The sequence below is a fragment of the Kitasatospora sp. NPDC001159 genome (assembly GCF_053598235.1).
Map to the genome: position 1 here is coordinate 22741 of NZ_JBSFJV010000071.1, position 18377 is coordinate 41117.

Consider the following 18377-nt stretch of genomic DNA (forward strand, 5'->3'; position numbering starts at 1 on the left):
CAGATCCGGCCGATCGTGCGCTGACGGGGGTTCGGCGCCCGGACCACTGTCAGCGAGGTGTCGTACGGTGCGCGGGTGAACGACACGGATTTCGACATGCGAACCGCGATGGCCGAAACCCTGCGCGGCCGCGCGGGCGCCTGGGCACTGGTCAGGGGCTTCGCCGCGCACTGGGGCGAGCCGCTGGCGGTGGCCGACGGCTTCACCGACGCCGAGCTCGACGCGGCCGAACAGCGGCTCGGGGTACGGCTTCCGGCGGCGCTGCGCGAGGCGTACCGGCTGTTCGGCCGCCGGGCCGACCTCACCAGTAGCCAGGACGTGCTGCTGACGCCGGACGAGCTGTACGTGCTGGACGGCGCGCTGGTGTACCGGGCGGAGAACCAGGGCTGCGCGCACTGGGGCGTCCTGCTGGGTGACTTGGAGCAGGAGGACCCGCCGACGGTGATTCGGCCGGACCTGGCCGACAAGTCGCAGGAGCACTGGGAGCCCTGGGAGGACCGCTTCTCGACGGCCGCCGCGGTGATGGCGATGACGGAGAAGCTGCTGGAGGACCACGAACTGACCGACTTCATCGAGTCGGATGATGAACTTCCTGACGATTTCCGGAAGTTGCCCGCACTCGGCCGGGGCTGCCGCTGGCGCGAGGGGCCGAACGTACTGATCGGGGTGGTCGAGGGGGCCTGGATGATGGCCCGGGCACGGACCCCGGAGGCGCTGGCAGCGCTCTACGAGGCCGTGCCCGGAGACTGGCTGAACAGCTGAGCCTGGCCGATCAGGCGGTGGAGCCGCCGTCCAGCACGAGGTCGGCACCGACGGTGTAGCCGGCTTCCGGCGAGGCGAGATGGAGCACGGCGGCGGCGATCTCCTCCACCGCGCCGGCCCGGCCGGCCGGGACCTCGGCCTTCATCCGCTCGGCCTTGGCCGCGGCGCTCTCCCCGGGCCGGGTGGACATCGGGGTCTCCACCGGGCCGGGGCTCACCAGGTTGATCCGCACGCCGTCGGCGACGTGGTCGCGGGCGGCGGCGCGGGTCAGCGCGGTGACGGCGGCCTTGCTGGCGGCGTAGGCGCCGACGCCCGCGATCCGGCGGTGGGCGCCGACATTGGAGGAGACGTTGACGATCGCGCCGCCGCCGTGGGCCCGCATGTGGCCGATCTGGTGCTTCATCGCGAGCAGGGTGCCGGTCACGTTGATGTCGAACACCCGCTGGAAGTCGGCCTCGTCAATGTCGGCTACCGGGCCGAGGGCGCCGAGCACCCCGGCGTTGTTGACGGCGACGTCCAGCCCGCCGAACTGCTCGACGGTCTCCCGGACCAGCCGGGCCGCGTCCTGGGTGTCCGTCACATCGCCGGTGAGCGCGATCGCCTTGCCACCGGCCCGCTCGATCAGCTCGACGGTCTCGGCCAGCGGTCCGGCGCTGCGCCCGGCGACCGCGACCCGGGCGCCCTCCTCGGCGAAGGCGAGCGCGATGCCCCGCCCGATGCCGCTGCCGCCGCCGGTGACCAGGACGGATTTGTCGGCGAAACGCGTGGTCATGAGGTGAACTCCTTGATCCGAGTGGTGCGTTCTGGCGTGGTGGTGCTGGTTCGGGGCAGGGCGGGCGAGCGCGGTGAGCGCCAGCCCGGCGGCGGCAGCTATCAAGACCGTTCGGTCCAGAATCGGGACAGTGAAGGACACGGGGCCGAAACGGCCGGGTGTCAGTCCAGCAGCGCCAAGGCCTGCTCGGCGGCGCCCCGCGCACGAGCCCCGCCGTCGGCGGTCTTGCCCACCACCCGGATCCCCTGAAGGAGCACCACCAGCATCCGGGCCAGCGACTGCGGCTCCCGGTCGGCGGGCAGCTCCCCCTGCGCCCGGGCCCGCAGCAGAGCCGCGGTCAGCGCGGTCTCCAGATGGTCGAGGCTGGCCTCGACCCTGCGGGCGGCCGCCGGATCGTGCGGGGCGAGTTCGACCGCGGTGTTGGTCACGAAGCAGCCGCGCTTGCGGTCCTCCTCCCCCGCCTCCGCGTACTGGCGCACCAGCGCGCGGACGACCGGGAGCACCGGACCGGGCTGGGACAGGTCGTTCAGCCGGTCCGGATCCCGCTGCTCGCTGTAGCGCTCCAGCGCGCGCAAGTACAGCTCGCGCTTGCTGCCGAAGGTCGCATAGATGCTGGCCCGGGCGATGCCGAGCCCCTCGACCAGGTCGGCCATCGAGGTGGCCTCGTAGCCGCGCCGCCAGAACAGCTCCAGGGCCGCCTGCAGCGCCGCGTCCGGGTCGAATTCCTTCCTTCGCGCCATGGGGGGAACGTTAGGCCTTTCTGGATCGAATGGTCAAGAAAAGCCAGTGGCCGCTTGTTGCCAGGTATCTGACGGAGCATTGCCTGTTGGACTGGACCGCAGCTAGCTTTACCGCTCCTTCTCCTCCCGTCCCCCCAGAAGAGGCGTTCCCGCATGTCCGCACACTTCCCCGCAACCTCCCGCCAGGCGGCCGAGGCCGCCCGACCCTACGTGCTGGCGGCCTATCGGGTCGTCGTCGGCCTGCTCTTCGCCTGCCACGGCGCGGCCTCGCTGTTCGGCGTCCTGGGCGGCGCCAAGGGCGGCGGCACCATCCCGTTCGGCGAGTGGCCCGGCTGGTGGGCCGCGCTGATCCAGCTGGTCGGCGGCGCCCTGGTGCTGCTCGGCGTCGGCACCAGGTCAGCCGCCCTGCTCTGCTCCGGCTCGATGGCCTACGCCTACTTCACCGTCCATCAGGAGCACGCGCTGCTGCCGCTGCAGAACGGGGGCGAGCCCTCGGTGCTGTTCTGCTGGGCCTTCCTGACCATCGCGGTGCTCGGCCCCGGCCCGTACGCCCTCGACCAGATGTTCAGCGCCCGCCGGCCGGAGGCTGAGCCCACCCGCGAGCCGAGCACCACGGGCTGAGCTCAGTTCTCCGCGAGGTGCCGCTCGACCGTGGCGACCTTGGCGGTGAGGCCGTCGGTGACCCCGGCCCGGTCGTCGATCTTGATGACCGTGCTCACCCGGTTGCTGTAGGCCTTCACCGCCTCGATCGCCTCCTTGATCACCGGCATCACCTCGTCCCACGCCCCCTCGACGCTGGTGAACATCGCGTCCGTACGGTTCGGCAGCCCGCTTGCCCGGACCACCCGGACGGCGGCGGCCACCGCCTCCCCCACGTCCTCGCCGATCCCCAGCGGAGTCACCGAAAAAGCTGCGATCACGGCTCTGCGCTCCTCAACACCCGACGACACCGGTCGCGGCCGCGGACCGTTCCGGGCCGCGACCAGGTTAGGTGCTCACCTGCGGACGAGGACTCCAGCGGGTTCCTCAAGATCGGCGCGTCCTCCGAGTGCGTCCGCCATCCGGTCGACACGTCCGCGGGCTCCGACGGCCGGCCGTGGGACCTGCCCGAGTTCTCCGTACCGGCGCAGCTCGGACGGCACTTCGCAGCGCGGACGAGGTCCCAGCCGTCAGGCGACCGTCGGCAGCGGCGGTTCGACGGCCAGCGGCGCGCTGGCGCGGGCCCGGTGCTGGGCGGCCCAGGAGGCGAGGGCCAGGGTGCAGGCGTGGTCCAGGTGGCGCAGCCCGGACCAGTCCAGCTCCACCGGGCGGTCGCCCGGCAGCCGTTCCAGGGTGTCCAGCAGCCGGGGCAGCCGCAGGAAGGTGGCGTTGCCGTTGAGCCGTACCCGGTGCAGCGGCCGGCCGCCCGGCAGCACCACCTCCTCCACGGCGATCTGCAGGTGGGAGGTCTGCCAGGCGGACTTGACCACCGCCAGCCCGACGCCGATCAGCACCCCCTCGAACAGGTCGGTGGCGATGATCGCCGCCGCCGTCACCCCGAGTACCAGCGCCTCGCCCCAGTGGCCGCGGCAGAGCGCGGCGATCCGGCGCAGCGGTACCAGCTTGGCGCCGGCGTGCACCAGGACGGCGGCCAGCGCGGTGAGCGGGACCAGCCCGAGCGCGCCGGGCAGCAGCGCGGTGAACAGCAGCAGCCAGAGCCCGTGCAGGACGCGCGAGGCCTTGGTGCGGGCGCCCGCCTGGACGTTGGCCGCGCTGCGCACGATCACCGCGGTCATCGGCAGGGCGCCGAGCAGCCCGCAGACCGTGTTGCCGAAGCCCTGGGCGGTGAGTTCGCGGTCGTAGTCGGTGCGCGGGCCGTGGTGCATCCGGTCGACGGCGGCGGCGCTGAACAGGGTCTCGGCGGAGGCGATCAGGGTGAAGGCGACGACCGTGCCGAGCCCGGCGGTGCCGGCCAGCGCGCCCAGCGAGTCGCGTTCGGGCAGGTGGACGACGTCGAGCAGGCCGGCGACGCGGACCCGGGCCACCGGCAGGTCGGCCGCGGCGGTGACGGCCGCGGCCAGGCCGACGGCGGCCAGCGGTGCGGGGACGGCACGGGCCAGGCGGCCCGGCAGGTGCTTCCAGGCGATGAGCACCACCACGGTGCCCAGGCCCAGCGCGACCGCGCTCGGGTTGGCCGCGGCGGTGACGGCGTCGGTCAGCAGGGCGGGCACTCCGGCGATCTTCTCCGGCCCGGTGGCGGGGGCGCGGCGATCGGCGAGCGCGTAGAGCTGGCCGAACAACAGGGACAGCCCGATGCCGGCCAGCATGCCGTGGACCACTGAGGCGGACATCGCACGGAACCAGCGGCCGAGTCGCAGGGCACCCATGGCCAGCTGGAGCAGGCCGGTGCCGAGCGCCAGGAGGCCGAGCGCGCCGACGCCGAAGTCCTGGACGGCGTCGGCGACCAGCACGGTCAGTCCGGCGGCGGGCCCGCTGACCTGCAGGCTGCTGCCGGGCAGGGCGCCGACGACCAGGCCGCCGACGATCCCGGTGACCAGTCCCAGTTCGGCCGGGACGCCGGAGGCGACCGCCACCCCGACGCAGAGCGGGAGGGCGACGAGGAACACCACCAGAGAGGCGGGCAGGTCGTGCCGCCAGGGCACGGCGCGCAGCGCGACGAGCGGGGACCGGCGGCGGCCCGGCGGGGCGTTCTTCCGGGGGCGGCCCGGTGGGGCGTTCTTCCGGGGGCGGCCCGGCGGACGACCGGGCCGGTGCGGCGGTCGGTTCACCCGGTCACCGCCGGGGGTCGGGCAGGGGTGCGGCACATGGGGACGTTCCTTCCGCGTGCCCGCCGCTGCGGGCACGCCGTTGCAGGGCGCAGAGGGGAGCCGTTTGCAGGGCAGAGGGGAGAAGAGACCAGGAGGACCGCACGGTGGGGGGCGACGGCGGTACGGCCGCGCGTCCGGGCGGGCCGGAGGCGGCGGATGATGTCGGGTCGGTGCGGCCGGGGGGCGCGTCCCCCGCTCGGGTGCGGCGGGACCGGGCGCGCTGGTCCTGGACGGGACCGCCGGCGAACTCCCCCGCCCCCCGACGCTCCCAAACCCCCCTGCCGCGGCCTCAGTTGGACGTCACTGGCCCGGCGTGCCACCGACGGTACCCAGGCCTCCGGGGCGGGCTGACATCGGGCACCATCCCTTCACCCTCGCTGCACACCGAGGGCGCTTTCCGGGCCGGAGCGTCCGCTTCCCCGGGTACACCAGCACGAACGAGGATCAGGCGTACGAATCTCCGCCCGACCGCACCCCGCTTCCACATTCTGTTGAAACTCCCCTTGACGCCCCGACAGACCCAACCCTACCGTGTTTCCGCATACAGAAACAGAGATTCCGCATCGTGGAATTCAGGAGATGAGCCCTCCGAGCCACTGCGGGCCGACGCAGGAGAGACCCGATGCCTCGTATGACAGCCGCCCGCGCGGCCGTGGAGATCCTCAAGCTCGAAGGCGTTGAGGTCGCCTTCGGCGTGCCGGGTGCCGCGATCAACCCCTTCTACGCCGCTCTCAAGGCCTCCGGCGGGATCCGGCACACCCTCGCCCGGCACGTCGAGGGCGCCTCCCACATGGCCGAGGGCTACACCCGCACCAAGGCCGGCAACATCGGCGTGTGCATCGGCACCTCGGGCCCGGCCGGCACCGACATGATCACCGGCCTGTACTCGGCGATCGCCGACTCCATCCCGATCCTGTGCATCACCGGCCAGGCGCCAGTCGCCCGGCTGCACAAGGAGGACTTCCAGGCCGTCGACATCGCCTCGATCGCCAAGCCCGTCACCAAGGCCGCCACCACCGTCCTGGAGGCCGCGCAGGTCCCCGGCGTGTTCCAGCAGGCCTTCCACCTGATGCGCTCCGGCCGTCCGGGCCCGGTCCTGATCGACCTGCCGATCGACGTCCAGCTGACCGAGATCGACTTCGACCCCGAGGCCTACCAGCCGCTGCCGGTCTACAAGCCGACCGCCAACCGGATCCAGATCGAGAAGGCCATCGCGCTGCTCCAGGAGTCCGAGCGCCCGCTGATCGTGGCCGGCGGCGGCGTCATCAACGCCGACGCCTCCGAGCTGCTGCTGGAGTTCGCCGAGCTGACCGGCGTCCCGGTCATCCCGACCCTGATGGGCTGGGGCATCGTCCCGGACGACCACGGGCTGAACGCCGGCATGGTCGGCCTGCAGACCTCGCACCGCTACGGCAACGAGAACTTCCTCGCCTCCGACTTCGTCCTCGGCATCGGCAACCGCTGGGCCAACCGCCACACCGGCGGCCTGGACGTCTACACCGCGGGCCGCAAGTTCGTCCACGTCGACGTCGAGCCCACCCAGATCGGCAAGATCTTCGCCCCCGAGCTCGGCATCGCCTCCGACGCCAAGGCCGCCCTGGAGCTGTTCGTCCAGGTCGCCGGGGAACTCAAGGCCGCCGGTCGGCTCAAGGACCGCAGCGCCTGGGCCGCCTCCACCCAGGAGCGCAAGGCACAGCTGCAGCGCCGCACCCACTTCGACGACGTGCCGCTCAAGCCTCAGCGCGTCTACGAGGAGATGAACAGGGCCTTCGGCCCGGAGACCCGCTACGTCACCACCATCGGCCTGTCCCAGATCGCCGGCGCCCAGATGCTGCACGTCTACAAGCCGCGCCACTGGATCAACTGCGGCCAGGCCGGCCCGCTCGGCTGGACCATCCCGGCCGCGCTCGGCGTCGCCACCGCCGACCCCGAGGGCCAGATCGTCGCGCTCTCCGGCGACTACGACTTCCAGTTCATGATCGAGGAACTGGCGGTCGGCGCCCAGCACCGGATCCCCTACGTCCACGTGCTGGTGAACAACTCCTACCTGGGCCTGATCCGCCAGGCCCAGCGCAACTTCGACATCGACTTCCAGGTCAGGCTGGAGTTCGAGAACATCAACGCCCCCGAACTGGGCGTGTACGGCGTGGACCACGTCAAGGTCGCCGAGGGCCTGGGCTGCAAGGCGATCCGGGTCACCGAGCCCGACGGCCTGCTGCCCGCCTTCGAGGAGGCCAAGAAGCTGGCCGCCGAGTTCCGCGTCCCGGTCGTGGTCGAGGCCGTCCTGGAGCGGGTCACCAACATCTCGATGGCCGCCGCCGACATCGACAAGGTCAACGAGTTCGAAGATCTCGCCACCCTCCCCGAGCACGCGCCGACCGCCATCAGGCCGCTGGCCCTCTGACCCCGTCAGGGAGCGGGGCGTACGAACCGCTCCGTACGCCCCCCGCGCAGTCGGAACACCGGCGGCGTCGGCACGGTTGAGCCGTCCGGGGCCGCTACGGTGGCCCCGGACGACAACCTTTTCCGCACTCCTGCCGATCCCTGCGAAAGGACCACCACCATGAGCCTGTACGACATCCCGCTGCACACCCTGGCCGGCGAGGCCGCTTCCCTCGCCGGCTACAAGGGCAAGGCGCTGCTGATCGTCAACGTCGCGTCCAAGTGCGGCCTGACCCCGCAGTACACCGGCCTGGAGAACCTCCAGAAGCGCTACGCCGGGCGCGGGTTCACCGTGCTGGGTTTCCCGTGCAACCAGTTCGCCGGGCAGGAGCCGGGCAGCGCCGACGAGATCCAGAGCTTCTGCTCCACCACCTACGGGGTGACCTTCCCGCTGTTCGAGAAGATCGACGTCAACGGCGACGGCCGGCACCCGCTGTACCAGCGGCTGACCCAGGTGGCCGACGCCGAGGGCCAGGCCGGGGACGTCAGCTGGAACTTCGAGAAGTTCCTGATCTCGCCGGACGGCACCGTCGTCGCGCGTCTGCGCCCGCGCGTCGAGCCGGAGTCGGACGAGCTGATCGCCGCGATCGAGGCCGTGCTGCCGGCCTGACGCCCCTGCCAGGAAAGCGGGCCGCCTCCGGGCGGCCCGCTTTCGTCACCCCGCTTTCGTCACCCCGCTTTCGTCACAGCAACAGCCTGGTGCCCGGCGGGAGTTCGCCGTCCCTGGCGGCGGCGTGCAGGTGGGCCAGCAGGGTGGTGTGCAGCGCCTCGGCGGCGCGGGTGAGCGGCACCTCGCGGCCGTGCGCGACCGCGATGGTGCGGCCCAGGCCCGGCCCGGCGAACGGGGTGACGGTCAGCCCCGAGCGGGCCGCCACCATGCCGGGCAGCACGGCCGGTCCGAGCCCGGCCCGGACGAAGCCGAGCACCGCGTCCATCTCGCCGCCCTCCACCGCGAACTCCGGCTCGAACCCGGCGGCCCGGCAGGCCGTGAGGGTCGCCTCGCGCAGGTCGTAGCCCTCCCGGAACATCACCAGCGGCCGTTCCTTGAGCTCGACCACCCGCACGGTGCGCCGGGCGCGCCCGGCGGCGGAGACCAACACCAGCTCCTCGTGCAGCAGTTCGGTGACCGCGAGGGCGGGGGCCGCCTCCCCGCTCGGCGGGGTGATGATCAGCGCGAGGTCCAGTTCCCCCGCCGCCAGCCAGCGCACCAGGTCCCGCGAGCCACCCTCGCGCACCCCCAGGGCCACGCCCGGGTAGCGGTCCCGGAACACCCGCAGCACGTCCGGCACCAGGCTGGTGCACAGGCTCGGCGGCGCCCCCAGCCGGACCCGACCGCGGCGCAGCTGCACCGTCTCCTGGACGGCGAGGCGGGCGCTCTCGGCGTCCGCGACGATGCGCCGGGCCAGCGGCAGGAGGGCGTCGCCCGCGTCGGTGAGGGCGATGTTGCCCCGGGTGCGGTGGAACAGCTCGGCACCCAACTCCCGCTCCAGTGCCCGGATCTGCTGCGAAAGGGACGGTTGGGCCACGTGCACGGACTCGGCCGCCCGGGTGAAGTGGCAGGTATCTGCCACGGCCAGGAAGTAACGGAGCTGCTGGAGCTGCATCCACCCAGCGTACGGCGTCTCGATAGACAATGCCTATCGTCGTGAGCTGCATCATGTCTTGGACACACCGTCCCACCGCTTCCTACGGTGGCCGACATGACAACCGCGACTCGGACGGCCAGGCATCCGTCCACCCTGCTGACCCTGTGGCGGTCGACCGTCGGCAAGAAGGCGGTCATGGCCGTCAGCGGACTGGTCATGCTGCTGTACCTGGTCGCGCACATGCTGGGGAACCTCAAGGTCTTCTTCGGGCCGGACGAGATCAACGGCTATGCGCACTGGCTGCGCACGCTTGGCGAGCCCTTCCTGCGCTACGAGTGGTTCCTGTGGATCGCCCGGGCCGGCCTGCTGGCCGCCGTCGCGCTGCACGGCGTGTCCGCGTACCAGCTCAGCCGCCGCGACCTGGCCGCCCGCCCGAACAAGTACGTGCACCATCGCCGGCGCGCCAGCTACGCGACCCGGACCATGCGCTGGGGCGGGGTGATCCTGGCGCTGTTCATCGTCTGGCACATCCTCGACCTGACCACGCTGACGGTGAACCCGGTCGCCGAGCACGGGCACGTGTACCAGAACGTGGTGGGCACCTTCGGCCGCTGGTACAGCGACGTGATCTACATCGTCGCGATGCTGGCCCTCGGCTTCCACATCCGGCACGGCTTCTGGAGCGCCGCGCAGACCCTCGGCGCCAACAACGCCCGCCGCGACAAGGTGCTGAAGCTGGCCGCCAACGGCCTGGCGCTGCTGCTGACCGCGGGCTTCCTGTCCGTTCCCGTGGCCGTGATGTTCGGAGTTGTGAAGTGAGCTACCTGGAGTACACCGTCGGCGAGTCGATCGCCGACACCAAAGCACCCGCCGGACCGATCGAACAGCGCTGGGACCAGCGGCGGTTCGACGCCAAGCTGGTCAACCCGGCGAACCGGCGCAAGCACACAGTGATCGTGGTCGGCACCGGCCTGGCCGGCGGCGCGGCCGGCGCCACCCTCGCCGAACAGGGCTACCACGTCGTCCAGTTCTGCTTCCAGGACTCCCCGCGACGCGCCCACTCGATCGCCGCCCAGGGCGGCATCAACGCGGCCAAGAACTACCGCAACGACGGCGACTCGGTCCGCCGGCTGTTCTACGACACGGTCAAGGGCGGCGACTTCCGCGCCCGCGAGTCCAATGTGCACCGGCTGGCCCAGGTGTCGGTGGAGATCATCGACCAGTGCGTGGCCCAGGGCGTGCCCTTCGCCCGCGAGTACGGCGGCCTGCTGGACACCCGCTCGTTCGGCGGCGTGCAGGTCTCCCGGACCTTCTACGCCCGCGGCCAGACCGGCCAGCAGCTGCTGCTCGGCGCCTACCAGGCGCTGTCCCGGCAGATCGCCGCCGGGAACGTGGAGATCCATCCGCGCACCGAGATGCTCGACCTGTTGGTGGTGGACGGCCGGGCCCGCGGCATCGTCGCCCGCGACCTGGTCACCGGCGAGATCACCAGCTACACCGCGGACGCCGTCGTCCTCGCCACCGGCGGCTACGGCAACGTCTTCTACCTCTCCACCAACGCCAAGAACTCCAACGCCACCGCGATCTGGCGGGCCCACCGGCGCGGCGCCTACTTCGCCAACCCGTGCTTCACCCAGATCCACCCGACCTGCATCCCGCGCTCCGGCGACCACCAGTCCAAGCTCACCCTGATGAGCGAGTCGCTGCGCAACGACGGCAGGATCTGGGTACCCAAGGCCAAGGGTGACAACCGCCCGCCCGCGCAGATCCCGGAGGAGGAGCGGGACTACTACCTGGAACGGATCTACCCGTCCTTCGGCAACCTGGTGCCGCGCGACATCGCCTCCCGGGCAGCCAAGAACGTCTGCGACGAGGGCCGCGGCGTCGGCCCCGGCGGGCAGGGCGTGTACCTGGACTTCGCGGACGCCATCCGCCGGATGGGCCGGGACGCGGTGGAGGCCAGGTACGGCAACCTCTTCGACATGTACGAGCGGATCACCGCCGAGGACCCGTACCGGGTGCCGATGCGGATCTACCCGGCGATCCACTACACGATGGGCGGGCTCTGGGTCGACTACGACCTGCAGACCAGCATCCCGGGCCTGTTCGCGGTCGGCGAGGCCAACTTCTCCGACCACGGCGCCAACCGGCTCGGCGCCAGCGCGCTGATGCAGGGCCTGGCCGACGGCTACTTCGTGCTGCCGCCCACCCTCAACGACTACCTGGCCCGCCACCCGCTGGCCGCCGTGCCCGCCGACCACCCGGTGCTCACCGAGGTCGAGGCGGAGGTCGAGGACCGGCTCAACCTGATCCTCTCGGTCGACGGCGACCGCACCCCGGACTCCTTCCACCGCGAGCTCGGCGAACTCCTCTGGGACGAGTGCGGGATGGCCCGCGACGAGGCAGGGCTGAAGCGTGCACTGGAGCGGATCCCGCAGCTGCGCGAGGAGTTCTGGCGCCGGATCAAGGTGCCCGGCACCGGGCAGGAGCTCAACCAGTCGCTGGAGAAGGCCAACCGGCTGGTCGACTACTTCGAGCTGGCCGAGCTGATGTGCCTGGACGCGCTGCACCGCGCCGAGTCCTGCGGCGGCCACTTCCGCACCGAGAGCCAGACCCCCGAGGGCGAGGCCGCCCGGCGCGACGAGGAGTTCACCTACGCCGCCGCCTGGGAGTTCACCGGCACCGGCGCGGCACCCGTCCTCCACCGCGAGGCGCTCGACTTCGAGTACGTCCACCCCACCCAGCGGAGCTACGCATGAACCTCACCCTGCGCATCTGGCGCCAGGCGGGCCCGGACGCACCCGGGTCGATGACCACCTACCAGGTCAGCGGGATCAGCCCGGACATGTCCTTCCTGGAGATGCTCGACACCCTCAACGAGGAGCTGATCACCCGCGGCGACCAGCCGGTCGCCTTCGACCACGACTGCCGCGAGGGCATCTGCGGCGCCTGCGGCATGGTCATCAACGGCCAGGCGCACGGCCCCGAGCGGACCACCACCTGCCAGCTGCACATGCGGCACTTCAAGGACGGCGACACCATCGACGTCGAGCCCTGGCGGGCGGCGGCCTTCCCGGTGGTCAAGGACCTGGTGGTGGACCGCACGGCCTTCGACCGGATCATCGGCTCCGGCGGCTACATCACCGCCCCCACCGGCAGCGCCCCCGATGCACACGCGACGCCCGTCCCCAAGGAGGCTGCGGACACGGCCTTCGAGCACGCCGAGTGCATCGGCTGCGGCGCCTGCGTGGCCGCCTGCCCGAACGGCTCGGCGATGCTGTTCACCTCCGCCAAGGTGGTGCACCTCAACGTGCTGCCGCAGGGCGCGCCCGAACGCGCCGCCCGGGTGCGGAACATGGTCGCGGCGATGGACGCCGAGGGCTTCGGCGGCTGCACCAACACCGGCGAGTGCGCCACCGCCTGCCCCAAGGGCATCCCGCTGCCGAGCATCGCGGCGATGAACCGGGAGTTCCTGCGGGCCGCCCGCAGCTGACGCGCCCTCTCCCCCATGGTCGGTCGGTCCCTCGCGCAGGTGCTCGCGCGGGGGACCGACGCTCTTCGCGGCAGGGCGTGCGCGGGCATCTCACGCTCCCCGTACGGGTGGTGGATCGCCGCGAGCGGTGCTGCGTGACCGGAAATCGCGCTACGGTGGTCCTCCGCTACGGAAGGACGGCATATGCCCGAGGTTCAGTCCTGCTCCGGCTGCGGCGGGTCCGGGGGGACCCAGAAGACCGAGGCAACGGTCGAACTGGACCAGGAAGGGAGCATGGTGCCCAGGATTCACACCTTCTGGTCACCCTGCGGTCGGTGCCACGGATCCGGGACGGTGATCGTCGGATGAGGTTGGTCTTCGAATGCGTCGAGTGCGGTGGGCACTACCTGCCGCCGGAGGACATGGTCTACCCGGACGGGCCGGCCTCGCCGGTCTGGTGCTCCTCCTGTCAGACGGCCAAGCGCACGGCCGGTGAGCGGGAGGACCCGCTGCTCGCCCGGGTCGCGCTGGCCGCCGCCCGGGCCGCGCTCGCCCGGCGCGCCGCCGAGAGCGTCGAGCCCGTCCTCGGACGCGGCGACGTTCGCCCGTCCCGACCGCCGCTGTCGCGCCGGGCTCGCTCGGGGCCGGGCGGGGTGCGCAGCAAGCTGGACTGAACCCGGGGGCTGCCCCGGCTCGGTGATCGAGTGCGCATTGCCGGACCTTCCGATGATCCGTCAACGTCTGAGTCCGACAAAGAACTTGTGCATGACTGAAGCATGCTGGTTTATTGTCGTACCGCGCTCGAAAGCCTTGGGGGAATGCACATGCAGCCGACCGAACCGGCTGACTCGACCTGGTCCGGTCAAACCGGATCCACACCGTTCACCCCGCCGCCACCGTCGGCACCTCCACCAGCGGCCCCACCGCCCCCGATACCCGCGCTCTCACACTCCCGGTCCACCATCCGGGTGGCCGTGACCAGGCGCTTCCTCTGGGTCGGGGCCGCAGCGTACCCGCTGGCGAACATCGCCCGGGTGAGCATCACGATCATCGTGCCGGACTACCTCGGCGCGATCGTACGGTTCCTCAAGCTCGCGGGCACGGTCATCCCGGTCGCGTTCGTGATCATCGGGCTCAATTCCTTCACCGGCGCCTCCGACTCGCTGAGCAGAAGCGGGCGGAACTCCGACTCGAGCTGGGTCGCGGTGCTGGCGCTGGTCCTCGTGGTGCTCTACTTCCTGATCTTCACCCTGCCGGTCCTGCGCCAGAAGCGCCTGCACGCGCTGACCGTCGACACGGCGGGGCCGCCGACCGCGCTACTGGCCTGGGAGTCACCGGCGCCCGCGCACGAACTGCAGGCCGCCATCACACAGGCGATCGAGAACCCGCAGATCGAGTTCCAGCAGTTCGTCAGCAGCATCATCGTCGACCTGCGGCACTACCAGTTCGGCGACAACGTCAACATCTACGGCGGCCAGGGGAACACGGGAGTCAGCAAATGAGCGGCAACAATCCGCAGATCCACGTCGGCGACCAGGTCACCATCCACGGCGGCCACCACAACGTCGGCGTCCAGCACAACAACGGCCCGGTCGGCGACCAGGCCCTGCCGCCCGAGATCGCCGCGATGTTCGCCCAGCTCGCCGCCGTGGTGGCCGAGTTGGCGCGCGACTCGCGGGTGCACGAGGAGGACCGGCAGAGCCTCACCGAAGCCCTCCCCGTGCTGCGCGACCCGGCCTCCGAGGAGCGGCGCGGCTGGCGCAACACCCTCCTCCTGCTGGCCGGCGTGACACAGCGCATCGGCGATGCCGCCACGCCCGCGCTGGGCCTGGCGAACCAGCTCCTGGCCCTGATCAGCGGCTGATCGGCCGGCCGACGCCTGCCCGGGCGCCGGCCGGGCTCGAAGGTCGAATGGTTCCAACGGGCAACCAGTGCCAGAAGATGGCCGAGCTCAGAACAGCGCCTCCTGGGTGTCAGGCTCCGGCGGGCGGACCCTCCTCTCCAGAACCAGCCCCTCCGAGCCCCGGCCGGTGACCGGCGTGAGCGTCCAGCCGGTGAGCCGCCGGGTGTCCAGCAGCAGCGGGCCGGCGCCGTCCGGCTGGTCCAGGAAGAGGTGTCGCCCCACCGGCGGACGCAGCGTGCCCGCGATCACCGCGCCCGCGGTCAGCCCGGCGATCACCCGGTAGGTCTCGGGGGCGCCGCCGCCCAGGCCGAAGCGCTCGACGTGGTCCACCACCGGGCGGTCGGCGAGCAGCTCCAGGGCGTGGCCGTCCAGCAGCCGGTGTGCCTGGACGCGGGCCTCGGTGAGCACCGTACGGCGGTACCCGGCGTCGCCGTGTGCCCACCAGTGATCCGTCTTCAGCCGGGACTTGAACCGCTCGCGGGCCATCCCCGCGGCGGCGACGGTGAGTTCGGCGCGGCGGATCGCGGGCAGGCTGCCGCGCGCGGTGAACGCGTACGCCAGCGCACCCTGTTCGAGCAGTCGGCTGTCACCGCGCTGCTCGGCGGTCAGGCCGATCTTCAGCAGGCCCTCGCCGAACCAGGCGAGGTAGAGCAGGTAGGTGCGGCCGTCGTCCAGGATCTGGTCCCGGGCCAGGGCCAGGCCCCGGTCCACGCTCTGGCAGGCCGGGCACTGCGTCGCGCTGCCGTCCGGGTCGATCACCGCGTGGTGCGGGCAGGGCGTGCGCTCCGTCGCCCCGGCCAGCCAGGCCCCGGTGCAGCGGCGCGGGCCGCCGAGCAGCCAGCCGACCTCCGTACCCGGCGCGACGGCGCGCTCGTGCACCGTGGTGCCGCGCACGGCGCCGAGCAGGGCCCGGCCGTCGTGCCAGCTCAGGCCGGTGGAGATCCAGCCGGCGGGCCGGTCCGGGTGCTGCGGTGCGGGGATCGTCACGGGCATCCCTCCCTGTAGGTCCTCGATCAGGCGAGGCTACCCGCCGCCGCTGACAGCGCTGACGTCGCTCCGGAGAGATGCATGAGGAAGTCAGACAGTTACGGGCTTCCTCGACAGCGACCGGGCCGACCGGTACCACCACGTCGACCTCACCGCCCACGAGCACGGCGGGCACTTCATCCCCTGGGAGAACCCCGAGGCCTGGGTCGGCGGCCTGCGCCGCACCTTCCGGGGGCGCAGGCCGTGACGGCGGGGCGGAGGTGCGGGGCGGAGGGGAACTGATGCCCCGTCGGGGCGGAGGCGCCCCGCCGCCCGGGCGCAAGCCCCGCAGGTCGTAGGCGCTTGCCCCGGTCGGGTGTCCACGTTCTATTGTGGCGGGCGCGGTCGGCGGTGTCGCCGGGAGGTGGCGCGGGCGGCCAGGTCGGTACGGAGCGCGAAGGGGTGGACGGTGGCGGGGCGGCGGAACAGCGGGGTGCTGGCGGTCTGGGCGGAGGCGCAGCGGCAGCAGCAGCGTCGGGAGGAGGCCCGTTGGCGCGCCGAGGCGGCGGAGTTGCGTCGGCACGAGCGCGCGCAGCGCGAGGCGCAGCGGGCGGCCGCCCGTAACGAGCGGGAGGCGCAGCGGGCGTACCAGCAGTCGCGGGAGGCGGAGGCGGCCCGGCAGACGGCCGAACTGGACGCCCGGGTCGAGGAGTTGCGCGGGCTGCTGGCGGCCGGCCTGGCCGCGCCGGGGTTCGGGCCGCAGGCGCTGCTGGCGCCGCGTCCGGTGCCGCCGTTCGATCCGGGGCCGCTGGGCGAGCCGGTGCCGATGCCCGACCAGACCTCCGCCGCCTACCACGTGCCGCCGCCGGACGCAGCGCAGGCCCGCAACGCCGGGGTGCGGCGGCAGTACGAGCAGTACGTGGCCCAGGCCCGCGCCCGGTTCGAGCAGGACTGGTACGCCGCGCAGGCGCGGGAGGCGGACCGGCAGCGCCGGCTGGCCGCGTACCACCAGGAGTACCTGGCCTGGGCGGAGCGCTTCCGCCACGAGGAGGAGGAGCGCGGGGCTGGTACCGAGGAGTTGCTGCGGCGGCTGCGGGCGGGTGAGCCGGAGGCGGTGCAGGAGTACTTCACGGCCGGTCTGTACGCCTCGGAGGCCTGGCCGGAGGGCTTCCCGCACCGGCTGGTGGCGGCCTGGGAGGCGACCAGCCGTCAGCTGGTGGTGAACTGGGAGCTGCCCGGTCCGGACGTGGTGCCGGCCGCCTCCCGGGTGCGGTACGTGAAGACGGACGACCGCGAGGCCGAGGTGGCCCGCCCGGCGACCGAGCGCAAGGCGCTGTACCGGGAGGTGCTGGCGCAGTCGGCGCTGCGGGTGGCCGCGGAGCTGTTCCGGGCGGACCGGGACGGGATGCTGGACTCGGTGGTGCTGAACGGTTTCGTCCTCGGCATCGACCCGGCGACCGGCCGGGAGGCCGAGCGCTTCCTGTCCACGCTGACCGTCTCCCGAACCGAGTTCGCCGCACTGGCGCTGGACCGGGTGGCGCCGGTGGAGTGCTTCCAGGGCCTGGGCGGCAAGGTGTCCGCACGGCCGGAGCGGTTGGACGAGGTGAAGCCGGACCGGTTGCCGGAGACGGTCGGCGGGAGCCTGGCCGGGCACGGCGGCGAGGACGAGCCGGACCTCTTCGAGATGGACCCGATCGAGTTCGAGGACCTGATCGCCAAGCTGTTCCGGCTGCGCGGCTTCCGGGTGATGACCACGGCCCGCAGCGGTGACGTCGGGGTGGACGTGATCGCCGAGGACCTGGACCCGGTGACCGGCGGCAAGATCGTGATCCAGGCCAAGCGCTACAAGAAGACCGTCCCGCCGACGGCCGTGCGCGACCTGGAGTCCACCGTCCGCCACCACGGCGCGATCAAGGGCATCCTGGTCACCACCGCGGGCTTCGGCCGCGGCTCGTACAGCTACATCGAGGGCAAGCCGCTGACCCTGCTGAGCGGGCCGGAGCTGGTCGAGCTGCTGGCCGAGCAGGGGCTGCGCGGCCGCCTCGGCGGCGGGCGCGCCCCGGCCCCGGCCCGGGAGCAGCCCAGCGAGGAGCCGCGCGCCGCGCAGAGCGCCCTCACGGTCAGCTGGCAGAGCCGCACCGCCGGCGGGGACGCGGTGGAGCTGGACGTCACCGCCTTCCTCTGCGCCGAGGGCCGGGTGCTCAGCGACGAGCACTTCGTGTTCTTCAACAACCCGCAGGACCCGGACGGCGCCGTCCGGCTGCACCCGACCCGCTCGGTGCCGGGCGAGCCGACCCGGGCGGCACGGCTGACCCTGGACCTGCGCCGGCTGCCGGCGGCCGTCGACGAGGTGGTGGTCGCGGTCTCCACCGAGGAGGAGGAGCCACCGGCGCTGCCGCTCGGCTATGTGTACGGGCTCGCCGTGGCCGCCTCGTACGGGCCGGGCGCCGCCGGACCGGCCAAGTGGCCGGGCTCCAACGGCGGCATCCCGGACTCGGCGATGCTCCTGGGCGCGTTCCGACGGGCCGACGGCGGCTGGCAGTTCGCGCCCTCGGGCCGCGCGGTGACGAACGGTCTGGCCGGGCTGGCCACCGCCTTCGGCGTCGCGGTGGAGTAGCCCACCGGGAACTTTGGTCCTCAGGGAGAGGCGTCATACCTGAGGAGGAGACGGCCCCCGCCGCACCGTCGGGTCGGCGGGGGTCGGTCGCCTCCTCGGCATACACGTCGCATTCGAACGGCTTGGGAGGATGGAACGGTAGGAAAATCCGATTCGTCCCAGGAGTCCACGTGACGTTCCCCGCAACCGCAGTCCTCACTGGCCGCGCCGCCGCTCGCGCCACCGGCCTGAACAAGGTCTACGGGGAGGGCGAGACCCGCGTGGTCGCCCTCGACGACGTCAGCATCGCGTTCCCCCAGGGCGAGTTCAC

At 72.4% G+C, this 18377-nt stretch carries 17 protein-coding genes and 1 pseudogene; 12 read left to right on the plus strand and 6 right to left on the minus strand.

Features of this window, described 5'->3' with window-relative positions; translation table 11 throughout:
* Nucleotides 1-75: 75 nt before the first annotated feature.
* The gene (locus ACWC9T_RS29295; RefSeq protein WP_449824055.1) at nucleotides 76-762 is read left to right on the plus strand and encodes an SMI1/KNR4 family protein; all 687 of its coding nucleotides are present in this window, start codon (nucleotides 76-78) and stop codon (nucleotides 760-762) included.
* Between the two features lie 10 nt (nucleotides 763-772).
* Here the strand turns inward: ACWC9T_RS29295 and ACWC9T_RS29300 are convergent, their stop codons facing one another.
* Together ACWC9T_RS29300 and ACWC9T_RS29305 are read right to left on the minus strand one after the other, a co-directional pair.
* Nucleotides 773-1534, minus strand: a complete 762-nt coding sequence (locus ACWC9T_RS29300; RefSeq protein WP_449824056.1) for an SDR family NAD(P)-dependent oxidoreductase — start codon at nucleotides 1532-1534, stop codon at nucleotides 773-775.
* A 161-nt stretch (nucleotides 1535-1695) separates the two neighbouring features.
* Entirely contained in the window at nucleotides 1696-2274 is a 579-nt protein-coding gene (locus ACWC9T_RS29305) for a TetR/AcrR family transcriptional regulator (protein WP_449824057.1), read from the minus strand.
* Between the two features lie 153 nt (nucleotides 2275-2427).
* Here ACWC9T_RS29305 and ACWC9T_RS29310 point away from each other — a divergent pair, with 153 nt between their 5' ends.
* Complete coding sequence (locus ACWC9T_RS29310; protein WP_449824058.1) at nucleotides 2428-2895, plus strand: DoxX family protein; 468 nt, start codon at nucleotides 2428-2430, stop codon at nucleotides 2893-2895.
* 2 nt (nucleotides 2896-2897) lie between these two features.
* Here the strand turns inward: ACWC9T_RS29310 and ACWC9T_RS29315 are convergent, their stop codons facing one another.
* Together ACWC9T_RS29315 and ACWC9T_RS29320 are read right to left on the minus strand one after the other, a co-directional pair.
* Nucleotides 2898-3194, minus strand: coding sequence for an MTH1187 family thiamine-binding protein (locus tag ACWC9T_RS29315; RefSeq protein ID WP_449824060.1), 297 nt, complete (start codon nucleotides 3192-3194; stop codon nucleotides 2898-2900).
* A 249-nt stretch (nucleotides 3195-3443) separates the two neighbouring features.
* The gene (locus tag ACWC9T_RS29320) at nucleotides 3444-4925 is read right to left on the minus strand and encodes a SulP family inorganic anion transporter (protein ID WP_449824072.1); all 1482 of its coding nucleotides are present in this window, start codon (nucleotides 4923-4925) and stop codon (nucleotides 3444-3446) included.
* 778 nt (nucleotides 4926-5703) lie between these two features.
* Between ACWC9T_RS29320 and gcl the strand changes: the two genes are divergently transcribed.
* Nucleotides 5704-7485: a glyoxylate carboligase gene (gcl, locus tag ACWC9T_RS29325; RefSeq protein ID WP_449824061.1), complete on the plus strand. Its 1782-nt coding sequence runs from the start codon at nucleotides 5704-5706 to the stop codon at nucleotides 7483-7485.
* Between the two features lie 159 nt (nucleotides 7486-7644).
* A complete protein-coding gene (locus ACWC9T_RS29330; protein ID WP_449824062.1) occupies nucleotides 7645-8133 on the plus strand; it encodes a glutathione peroxidase in 489 nt (162 codons plus the stop codon).
* A 73-nt stretch (nucleotides 8134-8206) separates the two neighbouring features.
* On the opposite strand, the gene ACWC9T_RS29335 is transcribed toward ACWC9T_RS29330, so the two are convergent.
* Nucleotides 8207-9127: a LysR family transcriptional regulator gene (locus ACWC9T_RS29335; RefSeq protein ID WP_449824063.1), complete on the minus strand. Its 921-nt coding sequence runs from the start codon at nucleotides 9125-9127 to the stop codon at nucleotides 8207-8209.
* Between the two features lie 96 nt (nucleotides 9128-9223).
* On the opposite strand from ACWC9T_RS29335, the gene ACWC9T_RS29340 reads away from it, so the two are divergent.
* The 6 genes from ACWC9T_RS29340 (at nucleotide 9224) to ACWC9T_RS29365 (ending at nucleotide 14445) form a co-directional block, all read left to right on the plus strand.
* Entirely contained in the window at nucleotides 9224-9928 is a 705-nt protein-coding gene (locus ACWC9T_RS29340) for a succinate dehydrogenase cytochrome b subunit (RefSeq protein ID WP_449824064.1), read from the plus strand.
* Nucleotides 9925-11868 (plus strand): fumarate reductase/succinate dehydrogenase flavoprotein subunit, encoded by a 1944-nt coding sequence (locus tag ACWC9T_RS29345; RefSeq protein WP_449824065.1) that lies wholly within the window; start codon nucleotides 9925-9927, stop codon nucleotides 11866-11868. Before ACWC9T_RS29340 ends, ACWC9T_RS29345 begins: the two co-directional genes overlap by 4 nt.
* Nucleotides 11865-12602, plus strand: coding sequence for a succinate dehydrogenase/fumarate reductase iron-sulfur subunit (locus ACWC9T_RS29350; RefSeq protein ID WP_396248856.1), 738 nt, complete (start codon nucleotides 11865-11867; stop codon nucleotides 12600-12602). Before ACWC9T_RS29345 ends, ACWC9T_RS29350 begins: the two co-directional genes overlap by 4 nt.
* Before the next feature lie 344 nt (nucleotides 12603-12946).
* Nucleotides 12947-13255, plus strand: a complete 309-nt coding sequence (locus ACWC9T_RS29355; RefSeq protein ID WP_449824066.1) for a hypothetical protein — start codon at nucleotides 12947-12949, stop codon at nucleotides 13253-13255.
* Nucleotides 13256-13555: 300 nt separating this feature from the next.
* Entirely contained in the window at nucleotides 13556-14083 is a 528-nt protein-coding gene (locus tag ACWC9T_RS29360; RefSeq protein ID WP_449824067.1) for a DUF6232 family protein, read from the plus strand.
* Nucleotides 14080-14445 (plus strand): hypothetical protein, encoded by a 366-nt coding sequence (locus tag ACWC9T_RS29365; RefSeq protein WP_449824068.1) that lies wholly within the window; start codon nucleotides 14080-14082, stop codon nucleotides 14443-14445. Before ACWC9T_RS29360 ends, ACWC9T_RS29365 begins: the two co-directional genes overlap by 4 nt.
* Before the next feature lie 87 nt (nucleotides 14446-14532).
* On the opposite strand, the gene ACWC9T_RS29370 is transcribed toward ACWC9T_RS29365, so the two are convergent.
* Entirely contained in the window at nucleotides 14533-15471 is a 939-nt protein-coding gene (locus ACWC9T_RS29370) for a DUF2797 domain-containing protein (protein ID WP_449824069.1), read from the minus strand.
* A 448-nt stretch (nucleotides 15472-15919) separates the two neighbouring features.
* Here ACWC9T_RS29370 and ACWC9T_RS29375 point away from each other — a divergent pair, with 448 nt between their 5' ends.
* Together ACWC9T_RS29375 and ACWC9T_RS29380 are read left to right on the plus strand one after the other, a co-directional pair.
* The gene (locus ACWC9T_RS29375) at nucleotides 15920-18067 is read left to right on the plus strand and encodes a restriction endonuclease (protein WP_449824070.1); all 2148 of its coding nucleotides are present in this window, start codon (nucleotides 15920-15922) and stop codon (nucleotides 18065-18067) included.
* 170 nt (nucleotides 18068-18237) lie between these two features.
* A pseudogene (locus ACWC9T_RS29380) lies at nucleotides 18238-18377 on the plus strand (ABC transporter ATP-binding protein); the annotation flags it as partial.